Source organism: Hymenobacter jejuensis, from assembly GCF_006337165.1.
In the GTDB taxonomy this organism is placed as follows: domain Bacteria; phylum Bacteroidota; class Bacteroidia; order Cytophagales; family Hymenobacteraceae; genus Hymenobacter; species Hymenobacter jejuensis.
The window spans coordinates 514,887-534,292 of sequence record NZ_CP040896.1 but is presented as its reverse complement, the minus strand read 5'-3'; the positions used below and the strand labels follow the sequence as shown (position 1 = coordinate 534,292).

The following is a 19,406-nucleotide window of genomic DNA, read 5'->3' as shown; positions in this document are numbered from 1 at the left end:
GTAGAGACGCGAGGTGTCGCGTCTCTACACCCTGTGTTGTGACTTGTAGATTGCTTGAAATCAGGGTTTTACTTCGCGTCGTTAACTTCGATCCAGTACCCGTCGGGGTCTTGTAAGTAGATTTGCTTTACCCCGTCGGCGCGCAGCGTGGGCTCTTTGCCTTCGCCTTTCAGGTTGGTGTACGCCACGTTTGTCTTTTCCAGGTGGCCGATAAAATCGCTGAGCGACGCCACGGCGAAGCACAAATGGATGTTCTTGTTGGTGATGGGCGCGCAATCGCGCTGAATCACATGCAGTTGCAGGTTCGGCCCAATCTTGAGCCAAGCATGGATGCCGTCGTTGAAGGGATTGGCAATCTCCTCCAAGTACATCACGTTGTGGTAGAAGGCAACGCTCTTTTTCAAGTCCTTCACGCACACAGCCGCGTGGTTGAAAGTAGGAGTGGAGCTGGCTTTCGCCTGGCTATGCGCTGGCTGCACTCGGAAAAAACTGCACAACAGGAGCAAAACGAAAAGTTGTTTCATTATGTAAGTGATTGATTATTAAACGTTTGTGAAATAGCTATTTCCAAAGAAAACAGCAGGACTAACAGCTGCTTTCACGGCCGTTGGTCCTGCTGTTTCAGGGTAGCTCGCGCGTCCGTTATTTGGAGGCGACGCTTTTTTTGGCGAAGTCGGCGGCAGCATCGTTGAGCTGCTTCGTCGTCAGCGTTTTGCCACCTTCGTCGATGAGCACGCGGTAGCGGAACGTAACCGATTCACCCTTCTTGAGCGTGAGGTTTTTCTCACTCGCGTTGTTGGTGAAGATCTTCTCGCCCAAGGGGTTAGCCGCAAACAAACCGTAGCCGCGGGCGTGCCAGAAGGTCGGGTAGTTTGGGTTCTTCGGGTGGTCGAGAATAGCAATCGTTACCGAATCCTGGCCCATTTTGCCGTAGAGCTTGCACCACGCGCCGCGCGTGCTCCAGGCGTCATTGCCCCGTTTGCCGGCGCTGGTGACGTAGTTGCCATTGGGCGTCTTGTCGGTGCCCGCCTTCACTACCGTCACGATGCCTTTGCTGTCGGTGAACTTCTCGTCCTTGTCCGACGGCATTTGCAGCTCGTGGGCGACGCGCAGGCCCAACAGGCCGTCTTTGGCGTCGGTGAACTTCACTTCCGTGTTGGCTTTTAGGGTCGTCACGCGGTCGATGGTGCGCTCGCGGTCGGTACCGCTAAACTCAAACCGGGTAGTTTCTTCCAGCAAAACCTCGTTCTTCTGGTTGGTCCAGTTGGCGTGGTAAGCCAGCGTGCCGGTCGGGCCGCTGGTCGTGCTGATGATCTTGTCGGTTTTGATCCAGCCGTACGAGCCTTTCTTCTCTTTCGGAATGGCGTAGGAGTTGTTCCAGAAGTCTAACCCATTGACATTCTCGAAGTTAAACCACAGCCCAATGTGGTGCGGGTGATCGGTGGGGTCGCCGGGCTTGGGGTTGAGCGGAAAGCCGCGCGTGACCACCGTGTTGTTGGCGGCCCGCAGTGGGTACAGCACCGGCTTTTCCAGTGTATCGGGATACAAGAAGCTGGTAAACAGTTTATTGCCCACAAACACGTCAATCTTCTTGGCCTTGGCGTCCTTTGTAACCCGAACGGCCTCCGTTTTCTGGGCGCTGGCGTTCGTAAGGCTCGCCAGCGTCAGCAGCAAGGCACCCCCACAGGGTATCGCGAATTTTAGCATCGTTTCTTGATTTAACGGCTTAGGCAAGGAAAGGCTTGCCGCCCACCATTACTTCCTGGGTTTTCTCGTCGAAAGTGGCTTTCTGGCCCGAGTGCACGGCCGCGTTGGTCATGATGGTGGCAATGGAATGGCTGTAGCCAGCTTCTACGGGCGCATTGGGCGTCTTGCGGCTGCGCACGCACTCCATCCAGTTGCGGACGTGGTTGGAAGTCAGCTTGTCGCCGCCCGTGTTGGCTGACGCGATCACCGGCTCCGCTGCCGACAGGCTGGTTTCGGGCAGCAGGTTGGGCTTCATCTTCATCTGAGCCGCCATTTTCTCGGTCAGGCCACCTTTAGGCGAAACCATGTTGGTGTTCAGGTTCAGCTCGCCGCCGTTAGAGTAGTAAATCTCGGCGGGGTGCTCGTCGCCGTTGTGCATCCGCGAGCCGAAGGTTACTTGGAAGCCGTTGGTAGGATCGTTGGCAGGGCCGTAATCGAATACCGCTGTGATGGTATCCCAGTTGCGGCGGCCGTCTTTCCAGGCGTAAATGCCGCCGTTGGCTACCACGCTGCGGGGGTGCTGCAAGCCGCTGAACCAGTGCACGGTATCAATCTGGTGGCTCATCCACTGGCCGGGCAGGCCCGAAGAATAAGGCCAGAACAACCTGAACTCTAGATATTTACGTGCATCGAAGGCTTCCATGGGCCGGTTCATCAAGTACCGCTTCCAGTCAGTGTCCGACTCTTTCAGCAGCGGCACCAAGTCGGGGCGACGCCACCGGCCGGGCTGGTTGACGTTCCAGGTCAGTTCCACCATCGTGATGGGCCCGAACTTGCCCGACTTGATGAAGGCTTCGGCCGCGTGGTAGTTGGATCCGCTGCGGCGCTGCGAGCCGATCTGCACGATTTGCTTGGAAGCTTTGATGGCTTTCAGGGCAGCGCGGTTGTCCTCCATCGTTTCGGCGAAGGGCTTTTCGCAGTACACATCGCAGCCGGCTTTTACGGCCTCGATGGCGTGGCGGGCGTGCTGGAAGTCGGCGGTGCTGACAAACACGGCATCCACCGCCTTCTTGTCGTACATCTCCTCGTTGTTGCGGTAGGCCGCTACGTCGTGGCCCATTTTGGCTTTCCAGGCGGCGGCGCCTTCTTCGCGGCGCTTGTTCCAGATGTCGGAAACGCCGACCACGTCGAAATTCAGCTCTTTATAATGCTCCATGAAACAGGGCATGTGCGAGCCTTTGTGGCGATCGGAAAAACCAACTACGCCGACGCGCACGCGGTCGTTGGCCCCGATGATTCTTTTATAGCTGCTGGCCGACCACGCTACCTGCGAAAACATGACGCCGGCGCTAGCGAGGGCCGCCTGCTTGATAAAGTGCCGGCGGGCGTTGGATTCGTTAGATTCGTTTGACATGGGAAAGGAATTAAGGAAAGGGTAGGACTAGTTATTTAAGCTCTTTGATTTTGATGCTGCGGAACGACACTTGGTTGCCGTGATCCTGTAGCAGGATGTGCCCTTTGGGCGCTTCCCCGAAGTTCGGCCAGATGTGGTGCTTGCTCTGCGCCACGAGGTCGCGGAACTCCTTGGAGCCGCGCGTATATTCCAGCACTTTCGCGCCGTTCAGGTAATGCTCCACGCGCTTGTCGGGGTAAGACACGATGCGGCCCACGTTCCACTCACCGATGGGATGGATGAAGCGCGGATTTTTGTCGGCCTTGATTAAGTCGTATAACGAAGCCAGCGTACGGTTGCCGTCGCGGCCGAGCTTAGCGTCGGGGTGGCGATCGTCGTCAAGTACCTGATATTCAGGGCCGATGGAAGAGCCCTCCGACTTTTCGGCCAGCGTCACGAAGTATTTCACACCGCTGTTGGCACCGGGCGTCAGCTTGAACTCAAACGACAGGTCGAACGACCCAAACTCGTCTTTGGTCACGATGTCGCCGCCGTTGGCCGCTTCCTTGCCTTCCGACGAAAGCACGGTCATCGTGCCGTCGGTAGTTTGCCAGCCCTGGGCCGGGAAGGTGGTAGCCTTCGCACTGCGCCAGCCTGCCGAGGTTTTGCCATCAAACAGCAGCTTCCAGCCGTGTTCTTTTTCGTAGGGCGTGAGGTAGTTGGGCACGAAGTTCACCACATAGATATCCGCCGGAAACGGGCTCGGCTTCAGGTCCGTGGTTTTGATCTTGATGTTCTTGAAGTAGATCTTCTTGCCTTCCTGCTCCTTCGTGTTGATGGCGTGCACCTGCAAGCCAATAAACCCTTTCGGGTCCACCGGATCGACGACATAGGCGACGGGCTGGCCGTTGAGCCAGGTTTTGGTCTCGTTGCCGATGCACTCAATTTTCAGGTGGTTGTATTGGCCCTGCTTGTAGAGGGTTTTGGCCTTCGGGTTGAGGTCCAGCGGGTAGAGCCACTGGCGGCGCGCCTCATCGTAGACGCCGCCCGACCAGGCCCGCTCCGAAGGGTCAATCTCGATCTGCCGACCGTAGACTTTGCCTTCGTGACCGGGCGTGTTGAAGTGGCTGCGCGTCTGTACGCCCGTGTTGCTCACGGGGCTTTCCAGCATAATGTCGATTTCCAGTTGAAAGTCGCCGTATTCCTTCTCGGTCGTCAGGAAGCTGTTGCCCGAATTCATGACCGTCGTGCCGACAATCACGCCATTTTCAACTTTGTAATCGGCTGTGCCGCCCAGGCGTTTCCACCCGTTCAGGGTTTTGCCGTCGAAGAGGTTCTGCCACGCGTCGGCAGCTTTTGCCAGACTCTGGTGAGGCTGTACGAAAGCCAGCGATGCCACCGCAACGTAGGCAGCCAATGATCTGAATTTTGCCAATGTGTTGATTGATAAAGGTTTACAGTTTGTTCATTTCAACAGCTACGAAACCAACGGTTTAGTATCCCGGATTTTGGGGGAAGGAGGCAACGCCGCCAGCCGTCCGGTCGATTTGGTCCTGCGGAATAGGCCGCACTTCGTGTTTGCCCGCTTTGATGTTGGGGGCCGCATCTGGGTTGTAAAGCTTGACGCGCTCAATCAGTTTGCCCCAACGCTTCAGGTCGAACCAGCGGAACATTTCGCCTTGCAGCTCGCGCTCACGCTCTTCCATGATGAAATCCATAGTGAGCTGGCTTGCTGTGATTTGCATAGCAGCTTCTTTGCCGGGAAACGCCGCCCGCCGCCGCAGCGTGTTGATGAACGGCAGCGCTTCGGTTACTTTGCCTTGTTTTACAAGTGCTTCAGCAGCAATAAGATACGTTTCGGCCAAGCGGAACATCAAGAAATCGCGGCTGCCGGGCTGATACTGCAAGTCGGGGCGAATAGGGTCCAGAAACTTGGTCAGCGTCGGGAACAGGTTGGGCCGGTACAAGCTCGGTACCAATACTTGATAGGGCTTTTTGGCCCGTTGCGCCAGCGTCCATTCCACGCCGGGCAGGTAGATGGCGGTGTCGCCAGCCTTCACGGTGATCGACGATTTCGACGTATCGAACAGGTTCGTGAACGTGCCGGGGTTGTTGGAATAATATACCGTCCGGAAGCTCTTGGCATAGCGCGAATCGTTGACGCGGTCGGCGTACACCGTATTCAGCAAATACTCCGTAGGCCGGAACCGGCGGAAGGGGCGCCCCAAATCGATGCTGCGCTTCATGCCCGCTTGCGCGTCGTACTCCATCACAAAGTACAGGTGGGTCTCGTTGCCGACGCCGTTGGTGGTAGGGTCAGAAGTGTATTGGGTAGCAAAAATGACCTCGTCGTTGATCTCGCCGGCACCTTGCTGAAACACGCTGGCAAAATCGGGCAGCAGCTTGTAGGTGTAGTTCTTGATAACGTTCTGGGAATAAGTAGCCGCTTTGGCGTAGTCATCGGCGGCGGCAGCTTCTGAGGTGGCTTTGGTGAGGTACACCCGCGCCAGCAGGTGCTCGCAGGCGCCTTTGGTTACGCGACCATAATCAGGGGTGGTGGCCGTCAAATCGGGCAAGGCCGACTCCAGATCCTGTACGATAGCTGCGTAAACCTCTTTCACAGGCGTACGGGTAGCCACTTTGTTGGCCGTGGTGCTCTGAGACAGCACCAGTGGAACTGCGCCATACTGCTGCACCAGCACGAAATAGTGGTGCGCCCGCAGAAACTTGACTTCGGCTATCCGGCGCTTCTTGGTGGCCTCGTCGAGGCCCGTCACGTTCGGGGCTTGGTCAATAACGGCGTTGGCCGTGTTAATGCCAATGTAGAAGGCGTTCCAGATATCGATGATGGGCTGCGTACGGCTATCCAACTGGGTCGTGTACTGATTCATATACTTGTAGGTGCCGTCGGAACCAAACGTATAAGTATCAGTGCCAAAGACAGTTACGTCCATGCCGTTTTCGCGGCCGTAAAAGTCGCGCAGCGAGGAGTACACGGCTTTCACGCCGGCTTCGAAGCCCGCGGCCGTGGTGAGGTAATCAGCTCCCACCTGCGAAACCACGGTTTCCTTTAGTAGGTCTTTGCAGGAAGGGGTGGTCAGCAACAGCAGGGCTGCCGCCAAAAGTGAAGTGCTGTATTTCAAGGTCTTCATGTCTCGATGATTTGAAAATGCTAGGGGCGGGCCTTAAAATTTCGCGTTCACGCCAAACGTAATCTGCCGCACCGAAGGAATCTGGTTGGCATTCACGACATCCGACGTTTCGGGGTCGATGCCTTTGTACTTCGAGCGGTATTGGGCGAAGATGAACGGCTGCTGAATGCTGGCGTATACCCGCAACCCCGTGATTTTGAGGCTCTCTATGAAACCCGGCGAGAAATTGTAGCCGAAGTTGATGTTACGCACCTTCACGAAGGTGCCATCGAAGTATTGCAACGTCGAATTGTAGACCGGGAACTCTTGGTCCTTGTTGGGCCGGGGGAAGTCGTTGGTCGGGTTGGTTGGCGTCCAGTAGTTGATGTCCAGGTTGTTGTAGCGGCCGGCCAGCTGGTTGGTGCCGAGGTGGAAGTCGCTGCGGATCATGTTGCCTACGCGGGCATACACGAAGAATGACAGGTCGAATCCCTTGTAAGCGAAGCGGTTGGTGATGCCGCCGGCCCATTTCGGTATCGTGGAGCCCAAGATGATGCGGTCATTAACAGCGTCGATTTTGCCGTCGCCGTTCTGGTCTTTGATCTTGATCTGGCCAACTTTCTGGCCGAAGGCAGCGGCTTGCGTTTCCTCGCCTAGCTGCCAGATGCCGATCTTCTGATAATCGTAGTACACTTGCAATGGCTGTCCGATAAAGCGTTGGTTACCAACGTCATCGCTTTTGCCATTGAATAGCTCGACAATGGCCTCGCGGTTGCGGGTAAACTGGAGGTCCGTCGACCACTTGAAGCCGCTGGGGGTGTTCACGTTTACGGTCGTCAGGGTTACTTCTACGCCCCGGTTGCGGGTGTGGCCTACGTTTTGCAGTACCCGGTCAAAACCATTGGAGATAGGTAACTGATTGTAAAGCAACAAGTTACGTGTATCAGCTTGGTAGGCTTCGATCGAGCCGTATACCCGGCCTTTCCACAGGCTAAAGTCGGCCCCGACGTTGGCGGTGCTGGTCGTTTCCCACTTCAGGTCGTTGTTGCCCAACGTACCCACGCGGTAGCCATAGGCCGGCGACGTGCCGAAAGCGTAGCTCGTGCGAGCCAGCAAGCTTTGGGTCTGGTAAGGCGAAATACCGGTGTTACCAATCGAGCCGTAGCTGCCCCGAAGCTTCAACTGGTCAAGCCACGAAAGGCCTTTGAAGAACTCTTCGTCGCCTACATTCCAGCCCAAGGCCATGGAAGGGAAGAAACCGTATTTGTTGTTCGAGCCGAAACGGGAAGATCCGTCGTAGCGGCCGGTCAGCGTTATCAGGTATTTCTCCTTGAAGTCGTAGTTGACGCGACCCATGAACGATTGCAGCGTCCAGGTTTGCAGGTCGGTGCCGGGGGCGTTGAAAGAGCCTGCCTGGCCCAGGTTATAAAACATCTGCGATTCGGCCGACACGGCGTTTACGTCGATAAAGCCGGTTTCGTAGTTGTCGCGCTGAATTGAGTGCAGAGCCGTCAGGTTCAGGTTGTGTACCGAATTGAAGGTTTTGTTATAGGTCAGGATGTTCTCCACCGTGTAGTTGAAGCGCTGGCCGTACTCGGTGCGGGCCGTAGGCGCGCCTAAGCGGCGGGCGTTGGTGAAGGTGCCCGTAAAGCGCCCAAAGCGCTGGTTGGTGAAGTCAGGGCCGAAATTGACGCGGTATTTCAGGCCATCTGCAATTTTCCACTCGCCGTACACACTGTTGAAGATGCGGACGGTTTTGGTTTGGGCGACGTTGGCGCCTGGCACTACTTCAGCAGCAGGGTTGGAGCGCAGGCCGTCGGGAGTCGGCAGGAAGATCAGCGTGCCGTTGTCGTCATAAGGCTTACCCAGCGGGTTTTCCGACAGAGCGCCGGCAAACGGGTGGAAGCCGCGTGCTACGTAGTTGGGGTTCGGGAAGCCGTCGAACGAAGGGTTGTTGATGGGGCTATCGGAACCGTTGTTAACGCTGTATACCCCGAACGTAGACGTACCAATCCGGATGCGGTCGTTGATCTGGTGATCGAGGTTGACGCGGAAGGTATAGCGGGTGAAATCCGTCGTTTTCAGGATGCCTTTTTCCTGGAAGTAGTTGCCCGAAACCGAGAACTGAGTCTTTTCGCTACCGCCCTGTACGCCAACCTGATGGCTCTGGATGGAGCCCGTGCGTAGTAATAAGGACTGGTAGTCGGTGCTGCGGCCCGAGGCAATGCCGTCCAGCTCGATGGCCGTGAAGGTTTTCTTGTCGGAGGCAACCGGGTCTTTGTCATCGTAGATGCCCGCCGTACGGTAAGCTTCGCGCTTGTAGTCGGCAAATTGCTGCCCGGTCATGACGTCTACCTTACCCAGCGGGTTGGAAAAGCCGCCGTATCCATCGTAGCTCACCACTGTTTTGCCCGCTTTGCCGCGCTTGGTAGTTACCAGCACCACGCCGTTGGCACCGCGCGAACCGTAAATACCGGTAGCCGAGGCGTCTTTCAGAACTTCCAGAGAAGCAATGTCTTGTGGGTTAATATCATCGATGCCACCCGCTACCGGAATGCCGTCAACGACATACAGCGGGTCATTAGAAGCGTTAATGGAGCGACGCCCCCGGATGCGCACCGTAACGCCACCGCCGGGCTCACTGCCCGACTGAATGACGTCGACACCGGCTGCCCGGCCCTGCAAGGCCTGGCGGGCATTGGTTACCGGCAATTCAGCGATTTCCTTGGACGAAACCGAAGAAATGGCGCCGGTAGTCTGGCTTTTCTTTTGCGTACCATAGCCTACTACCACTACATCGGCCAGCGCGTGCACATCCTCTTTCAGTGTGACGTTGAGCTGCTTGCGTCCGTCAATGTTGACGGTCTGGGCCACCAAGCCCACCGAAGAAATTACCAGCGTATTGGAGCCCGCAGGCACTTTCAGCGAGAATTTGCCGTCGCCATCGGTGCTGGTGCCGGTGGTGGTACCTTTCACCTGAATCGTGACGCCGGGCAGTCCGCTGCCTTTCTCGTCTACAACCCGGCCGCTGATGTCAGTTCCGGCTTGCTGCGCCCAGGCCCCCAAGGAGGCGCAGATCAGCAGCAGCAACGTAAGAAGGGGCACCCTAAAGTGTCGTGAGTACAGTGCAGTCATGTGATGGGAGTTGGTTAGGTGAAGGAAGATGTGAAGAAGCTATTGCGGTGTTCATGCGCTGTACTTTTTCGAAAAAAGACAGGCCAATCTTAAATCCCTGATTTACTGCTAGCTATGCAAACTTTAGGGTAATCTATAAGGAATGAGCGTGAATGGGAGGCGAATCAGGATTTTTATTTCCGCAAACGTTGTCGGAACTTTTGCGCTACGAAGGCATCTAGTTGAAAGATAACGAATTAAGCCGTTTTCATCCTGCGCTTGCCTGTCAGCATAAAAACTGGCTATAATCTGGAAAAACAGGGAATGTCAGGCTTTGCTGTATGGTTAGGGTCCAACCGCAACTGATATTCGTCATAAAAAACAGCTCTGCCTTCCTGTACTCTCATGGGCGAACCGCTTGACGGCCGCGCAGCGTCGGGAACAAAGCGCTCTGCGGCAGCATTTTGCATGGGGCAACGTGCCCACAAGTACTACCTTTGGCAAAGCTGGGGCCTGTAAGTACAGGATGCAGCTTGTTTATAAGCAGCCGAACTTCCTTTTTTGCACCTTCCGCAATCCTTTCCGGCGCCTTTGGCAATCACCGCCGGCGTTGTCCCACTCTATATAGTTAGTAGCTGCATGATTTTAGGCTTCCTTTTAGCAACGATGCTTTGGCTGCTTCCGGCAGCTCCGGCTCCGTTGCGGGCTTTCCACCTCAACGGGTATGCCCAGGGAACCACGTATGCCATTACTTACTATGCAACTGACAGTCTGGTAACTACCGACGACGTAACGCGGCAACTAGCTGAAATTGATGCTTCGCTGTCGCTCTACAAGCCGGGCTCGTTGATCAACCAGTTCAACCAATCGCGGCGGGGCGTTGTCGCCGATCGGCATCTGCGCACCGTCGTTCGCAAAGCTTTGCAGGTGTACCAAGATACAGACGGCCTCTTCGATGCCACCGTCGAACCTTTGGTGCGGGCCTGGGGTTTTGGGACGGAACATATTGCCGCGCCGCCTACGCCGGCCGCCATTCAGGCGATACTGCCGCAGGTCGGGTCCGACAAACTTCATCTGCGGGGTGATTCGCTGGTGAAAGACCGGCCCGGCGTGCGCATCGACCTCAACGGCATTGCCCAAGGTTACACCGTCGATGTGCTGGCCATGCTACTCGAGAGCAAGCGCATTCGCAACTACTTAGTAGAGCTGGGCGGCGAAATTCGGGTGCGAGGCCGCAAATGGCCCAGCGGCGAGCCGATGCGGATCGGGATTGAGCGGCCCGATAGCAGTGATTTGCACCCAGCTGATATGCAACAAGTTATTCAGGTGAATGCTGGGGGCATTACTACTTCCGGTAATTATCGCAAATTTAAGCAGTGGGGCGCCACAAAAAGCGCGCATCTGATGGACCCGAAAACCGGGTATCCGTTTAATAATGAGATGATTAGCATAACGGTAGTGGCACCCGATGCCTTTACCGCTGATGCATACGACAACGCCCTGATGGGCATGGGACTGACCAAAGCGCTCGCATTTCTGCGTCGGCACCCCGATCTTCAGGCGTATGTAATTTACCAGCGCCCCAACGGCGCCATTGCCGACACAACCACGCAGGGATTTCAAAGGTTAATTTTTCACTGATGACGGACTTTCCAAGACGAGATTTTCTCAAAAAAACAGGCATGCTGACCGGCGGCCTGCTGTTGAACGGTGGGTTGATGGACGCATTTGCGGCGCCGGCTGCCACCGGCAAAATCAAAATTGCCGTCATCGGGTGCGGCGACCGCGGCACGGGCTTGCTGAAAGTGTTGCAGGAACTGCCTGACAAGTTTGAAGTCGTGGCCCTCTGCGACGATCTGCCGTTTCGCCTGCGCGACGCCCAGAAAATCGGCTCGGCCAACAAAGCCAAAACCTACGCCGATTACCACGCCCTGCTGGATTCGAAGGCGGTGGAAGCCGTAATTATTGCCGTGCCGCTCAACATGCACTTTCCCATTGCCAAAGCGGCGCTGCAAGCTGGCAAGCAGGTGTACCTCGAAAAGACCATGACCTTCGATATTCCGCAGGCCTTGGAACTGGTGCAACTGGCGCAGGCACGGCCCAACCAAACGTTGCAGGTGGGGCACCAGTACCGCTACTCGCCGCTGTATTACCGGGTGAAGGAGATGATCAAGCAGGGCTATTTGGGCAAGGTAACCCAGATTGATTGCCGCTGGGACCGCAACGGCAGCTGGCGCCGGCCCGTGCCCGAGCCGGGGCTGGAACGCAAAATCAACTGGCGCATGTACCGCGAATATTCGGGTGGATTGGCGGCGGAGCTGCTCTCGCACCAGATGGATTTTATCAACTGGGCTTTCGAAACGCACGCCGACGAAGTATTTGGCACCGGTGGCATCGACTACTACAAAGACGGTCGCGAAACCTACGACAACGTGCAGGTGATGGTGCGCTACGCCCAAGAAGGCATGGTTGGCAACTTCGGGGCGACGTGCGGCAATGCCCGCGATGGCTATTTATTTAAGCTCAAAGGCACGAAAGGCACGATTTCGCTGCTCGTTGACGAGGGTGTATACTACCCCGAAAAGGAAACTTTGAAGCAGTACGGCACCGTGGACGGCGTAACCGGCGCCACCAAAATTACGTGGAACAAGGAGGGTGGCCTTGCCATCACCACCGGTTCCGAGCCGTTGAAAGATGGCTCGTGGTATGCCCTGAACGACTTTTACCGGGCCGTACGCGAGAAAAAGATGCCCGATTCGAACGTGCTTACGGGGGCGCGCACGGCTTGCACGGTGCACATGGCCAACCAAGCCATTTACAACCACACCATCGAGAAGTGGCACCCTGAGTATAGCTTCACATAACAGGTTATGAAATCGCAAAAAATCCCGTTGACTTCGCCAAAAAGGCAGTCAACGGGATTTTTTGTAAGTGATTGATTGTCAATATGTTATATATCAGAGTACGAAGCGGGGTGTAGCATGTACTTGTCCATGCGCAGCATGTTATTAGCGTACTCAGGCATGGCCTTGAGCTTTACCCACTCTGGGTCGGCGCCGAATGCTTTCCAGTGCGCCTCTTGGTCTGCCGTGTTTTCGAAGGTGGAGAGGTACATCAGGTTCGGCATTTTGCTGCCTGCCACTACCTGCCCACAGAATACAGTGTTGAAATTCAGGCGCTTAAAAATATTGATTTCGGCGTTGTTGAACTGCGCTACTTTGTTGAGGTGCAGCTTTTCGGTGGCGCCTTCGTAGCTGCGCAGCTCGTATACGCGCTCATTAGGTCCCGATTTCAGAGCCGGCAGGTGGAAGTTTGGCATGCCCGTAAAGGCATTCATCAGCACGGTTTCGATGCGGCTGTACACGGGGTTGTCGAAGGGCGCGTTGAGGTAATCTTGGGCGCTGGTTTGGTATTGCTTGTCCTTCTCCAAGTCCGAATCCAGCTTCAGAAATTGTTCTCCCGAGCTAAACGGAACAAACACGAAAATAAGTTGCTCTGTTGGGACAGGCGCTGCGGCATCGGTTGCAGCGATGGGCTTGAACACCCCGACCTTGGCAATTCCAGCCCGGTGCAGCGCCGGCAAATACGCCTGGTGCAGGTATTTGTCGAGGCGGGCTTCCTGGTCTTTGTTCTGTAAGTGGTAAATCTTGAGTTGGTAGAAATCGCGTTTCGGGGCTGCGCCGAACCCTTGCAAAGTGCTGGCCAGCCACAAAAAAATCAAGCAGAGAGTAACTCGCTGTATGTGCAAAAGCTTCATAGAGAGGTAGTTAGTTTGGTGGTTTTGGTGACGTCTGAGAAATGAGAAAGTAGAAAGGTCTTAGCGAAAGTCAAACCACAGGCTGCCCTTGATAGGCGTGTAGTTGAGCATGAAGTTTTTCTGACTTTGCGGTCCCATCAGGGCCGCTGCCTGAAATTTGGTGCCGATGGGCGCAATGGCTGTCAGAAATCCGAGGTTACCGTCGGGGAAAGCGGGAACCGTGTTGTCGGTGCGGGCCCCGGCCGGCCGGGCCGGTTTGAGCATTTGCAGAAAGATAGATTGGTCGTCGGAGTAGACGGTAAACGGCGATTCTTTGTTCTCCACGACCACCCAATACAGGTCGGCGTGATAGCCCTTAAACTCCGGATACTGCCAGGTTTCGCCCGTGATGGAGTTGTTGTAGTCTTTGTGCCAAACGCCAAACTGCTGGCCCTTCAGGCGGTTTTTCCACACCCGATACGGCCCACGCCCCAGCCATTTCATGCCCGTGATTTTTTCCTCGGGATAATTAAACGTGATGCCCATAAAATCGGCGTCGCCCTTCTGCGAATACTGGTATTCGAGCTTGGCCGGCTTGCCAGCCGCAAACAGCCACTTCACGTGAAACTCCGAAGGCCCGCCGTAATCGGCTTCCACGACGTGGCTGTCGCCGGCCGCGTAGTGTCGAAACTTCTGGAGCGAGTGGTGTACACCGGCCTGTACAGGCCCGCCCGACAACGAGATTTCGCCTTTCGCATTGACCACCTTTTGCAGGTACCCGGTGCTTTTGTCAAAATAATAACTCACGCCGTCGGCTTTCACCAGCAAGCTGACCACTTGCTCCGTTGCTTCGATGGCCGGTGCTGCTGATTTAGCAACAAACTGCTTATCAATATCTTGTGGATATCTAATCGGCATCGTCCAAGTGAAAAGCTCGCGCTTGTCGGGGCCGTATGCGGTCAGGTAGAGGGCGTCGCTTTGGTGCCAGTTGGAGGGAAGCTTGAGCGCCAGTGTCCCTTTCGTGCCCGGTGCCAACGCCGGTGGCTGCGCGGTGCCGGTCGCGTTATTCTTGGGCGCAGTGGTCGTACTATTGGGCGCCGGGAACGACACGAGCCGCCACGCAAACGAGCATTGGTTCAGGTCGGTGTACAAGTAACGGTTTTCTACCTCCAGCCGTCCGTCGAAGCCGGGCGCGAGAAACTTCTTGTCGATCACGACTGGCGACCACAACTCTTTGATGGTGAAGAAGCTGGCTTCTTTTTCGCGGTGGGGCCCTAGGATGCCATCGGGGGCTTGGTCACCGGCGGCATCCAACTTGCCGTTCTGGTCGGTGCGGACTACGGCTTCGTCGTGGAGGGCCCACAAAAAGCCCCCGCCAAAGTAAGGATGGCGGCGCATCAGGTTCCAGAAATCTTCGAGTCCCGCGCCGTGCCCGCCGTCGAAAAGGCCGTGCATAAACTCCGTTGGGAAGAAGATTTCCTTGCCGTAGAGCACGGAGTTCTGCACGTAGTTGTAGTCGGGGTAGTGCTTGGTATCGGTGCCGTTGAAGCGCTCCCAGGGGTGAATCACCGGGCGTTTTTGCGGGTCGTAGAGGGCATAATCGGCGTCGAGACCAAAGTTGAAGCCGCCCTCGTTGCCGTTGTCCCAGAGCACAATAGAAGGGTGGTTGACGTCGCGCACAACCAGTTCCTTCACCAGCTTGCGCCCCACCAAAGTATCGTATTTGGCCTGCCAGCCGGTGAGCTCATCCAGCACAAAAAGCCCCAACGAATCGCACACGTCCAGAAAATGCTGATCGGGTGGGTAATGCGACATGCGCACGGCGTTCATGTTCATTTCCTTCATTAGGCCCACGTCGAGCAGACTGAGCTGCTTGCTAAGCGTACGCCCCGATTCGGGCCATTCGCTGTGCCGGCACACGCCTTTGAAGTAGATTTTCTGCCCGTTGACGTACAGCCCATCCTGCGGCCGGAGCTCCATGGTGCGGAACCCAAATCGTTGCTTAATCCGATGCACTGCGCCTTTGGCGTCAGCAAGCGAAACGATGAGGTTGTAAAGCTTTGGCGCCTCTGGGTTCCAAGGCTTGATGCCTTTAAACTGCTGACGCAGCGTGGTTTTCTCCTGGCCGCTGCTGGTCTTCGCGGAAAATCCCGACCCAACCCGCTTGCCTGAAAGCTCCTGTACTTCCGCCTTAAGCGTCTGATTAGCAGCGTTTACTGCATACACGTCCACGCTCAACGACCCATCGGCTTGTGCATTCAGCGCAACGCGGTCGATGTATGTAGCGGGGACGATCTCCAGGTATACCGGCCGAAAAATTCCGCCGAATTGCCAAAAATCGGCCTTGCGCTCGGCTTGGTTGATGGAGGCGTTGGCGGAGCGCTTGCTGACCTTCACTTCCAGCAGGTTGTCGGTGCCAGCGGGTTTCAACAGGCTGGTAATCTCATACTTAAAGCGGTAGAAGCCGCCTTGGTGCACCGGCCCGGCTAACTGCCCGTTTACCTTCACCTCGGTGTCGGTCATGGAGGCCTCAAACACGATAAATACGCGCTTGTTTTTGCCCGCCGGCACCTGAAATGCGTGCTTGTACAGGCCCTGCTCGTCGGGGTTAACGTCGTCACGGTAGTAATTGTAGGTGCCAAAGCCCTGCAACTCCCAGTTAGAGGGCACCGCAATCTTGTCCCATTTGCCGCTTTTGCTGCCCGTAGTGCAATAAAAATCCCACTGTACGGTATGGTCTTTGTCGGTGCCGGAGAGGTATTGCACCACTGTGGCTTGGGAGAACGCCTGCGAGCAGGCAGCCCACAGCACAACCAACATTACCAGAGCAATTTTTCGTCTGCTGCGCACCGTTTTTACAGTTAAAATGGGCCGAACCATGCCGGAGCAAATAATTCGACTAGCCGAGGTTCATTGGGGTAGGGGCAAGCGTGCGTAGTGCGGGCACAAAAGCCGGCAAGTCCGCGGGGCAACGGGAACGTAACGTTTTGGAGAATCCGTGGGGCATTGACAATCTGTCAGTTGGCTCAATGCCCAAGGACGGCGGGTAAGTTAGCACAACCGCCGGAATCGTTTGCTAAAGCTTGCGTAAAGCTTTAATAAATGTAGCGCCCGCGTGCTAGCCAGCACCATTATTCCTATTCTATATTATATAACACGCATCATTATATAACACGCATCAAATAACACAGCCCTCTTCGGCAGCGCCTGATTCAGGTATCTGCCAAAGAAGGCTGTGTGATCAGTTCGCACTGACGTGGAGGTCTTTGCGTACTGTTTTACCAAGAAGTTATGCGTAAAAGCGCCCTTTTGAGGCTTAGTAAGTCAGGCGTTGAATGGTGCCGTCGCCGTGACCGAGCACGTAGTAGGTGTGCTCACCAACGCGTTCTATATCAGTAGGTTGCTCGAGGCTTCCGCGCAGGGTTGTACCCGTTTCTGTAGCCACACGGCCGCTCTTAGGCACAAAGCCTACGGCGGGAGGGGTCAGCGAAAACTGCGCGTACTCGGTTACAACGGGAATATTCTTCGTGGTTAAGGCCAAGTTGGTGAGCATGGTAAAGCCCGTGCGGTAGTCCGAAACGGTGCCGTTCAGCGTCACCTGCACGATTTTGGCCGCGCCCGTACTGAACGGGAACCCAGTCAAGGTGCTGACCAAGAACCGGTTGCCGTCGAATACGATACCCGTCGGTACGGATTGCACCTGCGGATTGATATTCGGAATCTTGGCAAATACGCTGAGTGCGCCCGTATCCTTCTTACGCCTGATGATGGCGTTGGCACCAGCGTCAGCAATGTACAGATCGCCATCGGGGCCGAAGGTCAGGTCGTAGATATCCGAATCGATGGGGGTAGAAAGGTTTTGCGACCGTACAAACGTCCCGATGTCCTCCGACGCCAAACTCTGGGCGGAGCGGGTCGGGTCGCCGGGTTTGTAGGCGGAGACGTCGGCGCGATACAGCTTGCCCGTGCCACCCTCCAGAATATACAGAATGCCGTCTTTGTACAGCACGTGCCCAATGCCGCCCAGCTCGCCGCCCTGCGATACTGCGGAAGCGAAGCCGGTAAAGGCCGGATACACTTGCCCATCCTGGGTGACTACCGAAATCTGCGCATCGTTGTTACCGGTGCCTGTTTCGCTGACCCAAATCCGGCCTTTGCCATCTACGCTCAGGCCAATAGGAAGGGTTAGGTCATCGGTGATAATGGTTTTCTGGTTGGGAAACAGGCTTCCCAAATCGTCGTTCTGACAGCTGGTAACTAGCAGCGTAAGCAGCAAAAAAGCGGAAACAAGGAGGTGTTTGTGGGGCATAGTAGTGAGATTAGAAGTAGATTTAGAAAATTGGATTTACCGTAAAAACTTCTTGGTAATCAAAGCGTTACATCTAATTAAGAGGATATTATTCAAATAAATATTGCTTTAGGTATATTTATTTTCCTCCCTAACAGTTTGAATAGTTCGGCGCTGGTTGCAGCCCTATTCAACGGCACCAGTGTCGGCTAAAACCCAGTCCGGCGACACCGTGTAGAGTAGGAAGTATCATAGCCAGCTACTGATTTTGTACAACTCCTACCTCGAATTTCTGAGCCTACACCTTGCTTTCAATGCTAAGATTACTATTCTTATAGTTACATTAGCTAGGCATAGTTAAAATGCCTGTATCTAGTTAAGTAGTTGATAGTCAAAGCATTACATGATATACTTTTCTGCCTCTGCCAACCGTTTTACGTCCTTTGCATCTTCGGGGCGGACTATTGCGTAATCCCCTCCGTTCTGCTTCTCCTCTCTTTACCACCTACATATGCTCCTCAAATTCATCGTTCGCTGCCTATTATTTGTGTTCCCCATCTGGCTGATGGGATGCACCTCCAAGGAACCTGCCCCGGTTCAGCCCCTCACCTACAAAGTGACTCTGGCAGGCAATAGTTTACTATCTGGTTACCTGGGTTTTATCATGGATGAAAAGATCATGACTGACGTGCGGGCCCAAGCCCAAACCGCCGGGCTTGGCAGCGGCGATCTGCAGAACGTGGCCGTTGCCAACCAAACCACACAGCAGATTTTGGATAAAATGGAGCGCATCAACGCCGCCTACGACGACAGCAAAGACGTAAACGTGCTCGTGCTCTGGGAAGGGACCAACCACATCTATTACGGGGCCAAAGCGGCGCAAGCTGAGGATGCGCTGCTGCAAGTGTGCCGGCAGGCGCTGGCTGTGCACCCCAAGTGGAAAATTGTGGTGGGAACGCTGCTGCCCCGCTCGGAGGAAGATACGCCGGCCAATCAGGAAACCGACCGTCAGGCGACCAATGCTTATCTGCGCAACCTGCAGGCGCAGGGCAGTACGGCCTTTCATGGGCTGGCAGATGTCGCTGCAGATCAGCGCGTTGGGCGAGCCGGTGACGAACAAAATACGGCTTATTACCACGATCGGGTGCACCTCAACGACGCCGGACAGCGGGTGGTGGCGCCCATTTTTTCACAGGCCATCGTGCAGGCCATTCAGCAAGTAAAAAGCGGCAAATAGCCGACCGGGCGGCTTTACATGACTAACTGCTTGAAAGGAAGCGCAATGAATCGCCGGGCTTTAGTGGAAAAAATTCTAAATTTTATTACTTTAATACCCAGCAGCAGGCTTTCACTTCCTTTTCAGGCGCTCAGCGCTCACTATTAGCACAGCATTATGGGTACTACGGATTCACTGATGGCGCCCATTCCGGGGGCCGAGCGCCGTGAGGTAGGGGGCGTACAGGTAGAAGTGGTGCGCACCGGCGACGCGCGCGTCAAGCGGGTAATTTATCCGCCGGGTTTTCGCTGGTCCCGCGATCTGAAGGATATCATTGGTACTGAGCTTTGTATGCATGCACACGTCGGGTTTTTGGCGCATGGGCAACTGCATATTCAGTACGCCAACGGCGACGGCGAAGAATTCGTGGCGCCGCAGGTCGTGGCCATTGAGCCCGGTCACGACGGCTGGGTAGTAGGCGAGGAGCCCGCCGTGCTGATTGAATTTGACTTTGAGCAGCAGACTGTGCAGCGGCTGGGCTTGCCGCTGGTGCATGCGCAGCGTTAAGTAGTTCGCTGTCAGTATTCCTGATTCAGCTTTGAAAAGGCGGTGTGGCTATTTAGCCGCGCCGCCTTTTGGGGTTTTGGGGAGTTCAGTGACGATAAACGTTCGCTTCGGCAGGCTTTGCAAGCAATTTACCCCCAGCTCTCGCAGTAGTTCGTTGTATCTTTTTGATATTCAAGGTATTACTAACTGAATTATTGCTCAGTTACTTGTTAGGTCTTGTATTTAATCGTAAATTCTTATAACAATTACTAGGGCGCTGACGCGCGTGGTGTTGG

The 19,406-nt window shown here is 55.3% G+C and carries 13 protein-coding genes; 4 read left to right on the top strand and 9 right to left on the bottom strand.

Annotated elements, in window-relative coordinates; translation table 11 throughout:
* Nucleotides 1-68: 68 nt before the first annotated feature.
* From FHG12_RS01950 to FHG12_RS01925, 6 genes are all read right to left on the bottom strand, one after another.
* Nucleotides 69-524, bottom strand: a complete 456-nt coding sequence (locus FHG12_RS01950; RefSeq protein ID WP_139514014.1) for a VOC family protein — start codon at nucleotides 522-524, stop codon at nucleotides 69-71.
* A 118-nt stretch (nucleotides 525-642) separates the two neighbouring features.
* The gene (locus FHG12_RS01945) at nucleotides 643-1,707 is read right to left on the bottom strand and encodes a DUF6807 domain-containing protein (protein ID WP_139514013.1); all 1,065 of its coding nucleotides are present in this window, start codon (nucleotides 1,705-1,707) and stop codon (nucleotides 643-645) included.
* Between the two features lie 19 nt (nucleotides 1,708-1,726).
* Nucleotides 1,727-3,100, bottom strand: coding sequence for a Gfo/Idh/MocA family protein (locus tag FHG12_RS01940; protein WP_139514012.1), 1,374 nt, complete (start codon nucleotides 3,098-3,100; stop codon nucleotides 1,727-1,729).
* A gap of 31 nt (nucleotides 3,101-3,131) precedes the next feature.
* Entirely contained in the window at nucleotides 3,132-4,496 is a 1,365-nt protein-coding gene (locus tag FHG12_RS01935; RefSeq protein WP_139514011.1) for a 3-keto-disaccharide hydrolase, read from the bottom strand.
* A gap of 76 nt (nucleotides 4,497-4,572) precedes the next feature.
* Nucleotides 4,573-6,231, bottom strand: a complete 1,659-nt coding sequence (locus tag FHG12_RS01930; protein WP_139514010.1) for a RagB/SusD family nutrient uptake outer membrane protein — start codon at nucleotides 6,229-6,231, stop codon at nucleotides 4,573-4,575.
* Between the two features lie 33 nt (nucleotides 6,232-6,264).
* Entirely contained in the window at nucleotides 6,265-9,345 is a 3,081-nt protein-coding gene (locus FHG12_RS01925) for a SusC/RagA family TonB-linked outer membrane protein (protein ID WP_139514009.1), read from the bottom strand.
* A 645-nt stretch (nucleotides 9,346-9,990) separates the two neighbouring features.
* Between FHG12_RS01925 and FHG12_RS01920 the strand changes: the two genes are divergently transcribed.
* Entirely contained in the window at nucleotides 9,991-10,965 is a 975-nt protein-coding gene (locus tag FHG12_RS01920; protein ID WP_139514008.1) for an FAD:protein FMN transferase, read from the top strand.
* Nucleotides 10,965-12,188 (top strand): Gfo/Idh/MocA family protein, encoded by a 1,224-nt coding sequence (locus FHG12_RS01915; protein WP_139514007.1) that lies wholly within the window; start codon nucleotides 10,965-10,967, stop codon nucleotides 12,186-12,188. Before FHG12_RS01920 ends, FHG12_RS01915 begins: the two co-directional genes overlap by 1 nt.
* A gap of 86 nt (nucleotides 12,189-12,274) precedes the next feature.
* On the opposite strand, the gene FHG12_RS01910 is transcribed toward FHG12_RS01915, so the two are convergent.
* From FHG12_RS01910 to FHG12_RS01900, 3 genes are all read right to left on the bottom strand, one after another.
* Entirely contained in the window at nucleotides 12,275-13,081 is an 807-nt protein-coding gene (locus tag FHG12_RS01910) for an NIPSNAP family protein (RefSeq protein ID WP_139514006.1), read from the bottom strand.
* A 60-nt stretch (nucleotides 13,082-13,141) separates the two neighbouring features.
* Entirely contained in the window at nucleotides 13,142-15,940 is a 2,799-nt protein-coding gene (locus tag FHG12_RS01905; protein WP_139514005.1) for a glycoside hydrolase family 2 TIM barrel-domain containing protein, read from the bottom strand.
* A 436-nt stretch (nucleotides 15,941-16,376) separates the two neighbouring features.
* A complete protein-coding gene (locus tag FHG12_RS01900; protein WP_139514004.1) occupies nucleotides 16,377-17,369 on the bottom strand; it encodes a ScyD/ScyE family protein in 993 nt (330 codons plus the stop codon).
* A gap of 490 nt (nucleotides 17,370-17,859) precedes the next feature.
* On the opposite strand from FHG12_RS01900, the gene FHG12_RS01895 reads away from it, so the two are divergent.
* Together FHG12_RS01895 and FHG12_RS01890 are read left to right on the top strand one after the other, a co-directional pair.
* Nucleotides 17,860-18,585, top strand: a complete 726-nt coding sequence (locus FHG12_RS01895; protein ID WP_139514003.1) for an SGNH/GDSL hydrolase family protein — start codon at nucleotides 17,860-17,862, stop codon at nucleotides 18,583-18,585.
* Between the two features lie 156 nt (nucleotides 18,586-18,741).
* Nucleotides 18,742-19,131 carry a cupin domain-containing protein gene (locus FHG12_RS01890; RefSeq protein WP_139514002.1) on the top strand — a complete coding sequence of 130 codons (390 nt, stop codon included), beginning with the start codon at nucleotides 18,742-18,744 and terminating at the stop codon, nucleotides 19,129-19,131.
* The last annotated feature ends 275 nt before the right edge of the window (nucleotides 19,132-19,406 follow it).

What these genes read in the sequence shown, in the direction of transcription:
- FHG12_RS01950 (WP_139514014.1), bottom strand. Translation starts at nt 524, where the DNA reads ATGAAACAACTTTTCGTTTTGCTCCTGTTGTGCAGTTTTTTCCGAGTG.
- FHG12_RS01945 (WP_139514013.1), bottom strand. Translation starts at nt 1,707, where the DNA reads ATGCTAAAATTCGCGATACCCTGTGGGGGTGCCTTGCTGCTGACGCTG.
- FHG12_RS01940 (WP_139514012.1), bottom strand. Translation starts at nt 3,100, where the DNA reads ATGTCAAACGAATCTAACGAATCCAACGCCCGCCGGCACTTTATCAAG.
- FHG12_RS01930 (WP_139514010.1), bottom strand. Translation starts at nt 6,231, where the DNA reads ATGAAGACCTTGAAATACAGCACTTCACTTTTGGCGGCAGCCCTGCTG.
- FHG12_RS01925 (WP_139514009.1), bottom strand. Translation starts at nt 9,345, where the DNA reads ATGACTGCACTGTACTCACGACACTTTAGGGTGCCCCTTCTTACGTTG.
- FHG12_RS01920 (WP_139514008.1), top strand. Translation starts at nt 9,991, where the DNA reads ATGCTTTGGCTGCTTCCGGCAGCTCCGGCTCCGTTGCGGGCTTTCCAC.
- FHG12_RS01915 (WP_139514007.1), top strand. Translation starts at nt 10,965, where the DNA reads ATGACGGACTTTCCAAGACGAGATTTTCTCAAAAAAACAGGCATGCTG.
- FHG12_RS01910 (WP_139514006.1), bottom strand. Translation starts at nt 13,081, where the DNA reads ATGAAGCTTTTGCACATACAGCGAGTTACTCTCTGCTTGATTTTTTTG.
- FHG12_RS01905 (WP_139514005.1), bottom strand. Translation starts at nt 15,940, where the DNA reads ATGGTTCGGCCCATTTTAACTGTAAAAACGGTGCGCAGCAGACGAAAA.
- FHG12_RS01900 (WP_139514004.1), bottom strand. Translation starts at nt 17,369, where the DNA reads ATGCCCCACAAACACCTCCTTGTTTCCGCTTTTTTGCTGCTTACGCTG.
- FHG12_RS01895 (WP_139514003.1), top strand. Translation starts at nt 17,860, where the DNA reads ATGCTCCTCAAATTCATCGTTCGCTGCCTATTATTTGTGTTCCCCATC.
- FHG12_RS01890 (WP_139514002.1), top strand. Translation starts at nt 18,742, where the DNA reads ATGGGTACTACGGATTCACTGATGGCGCCCATTCCGGGGGCCGAGCGC.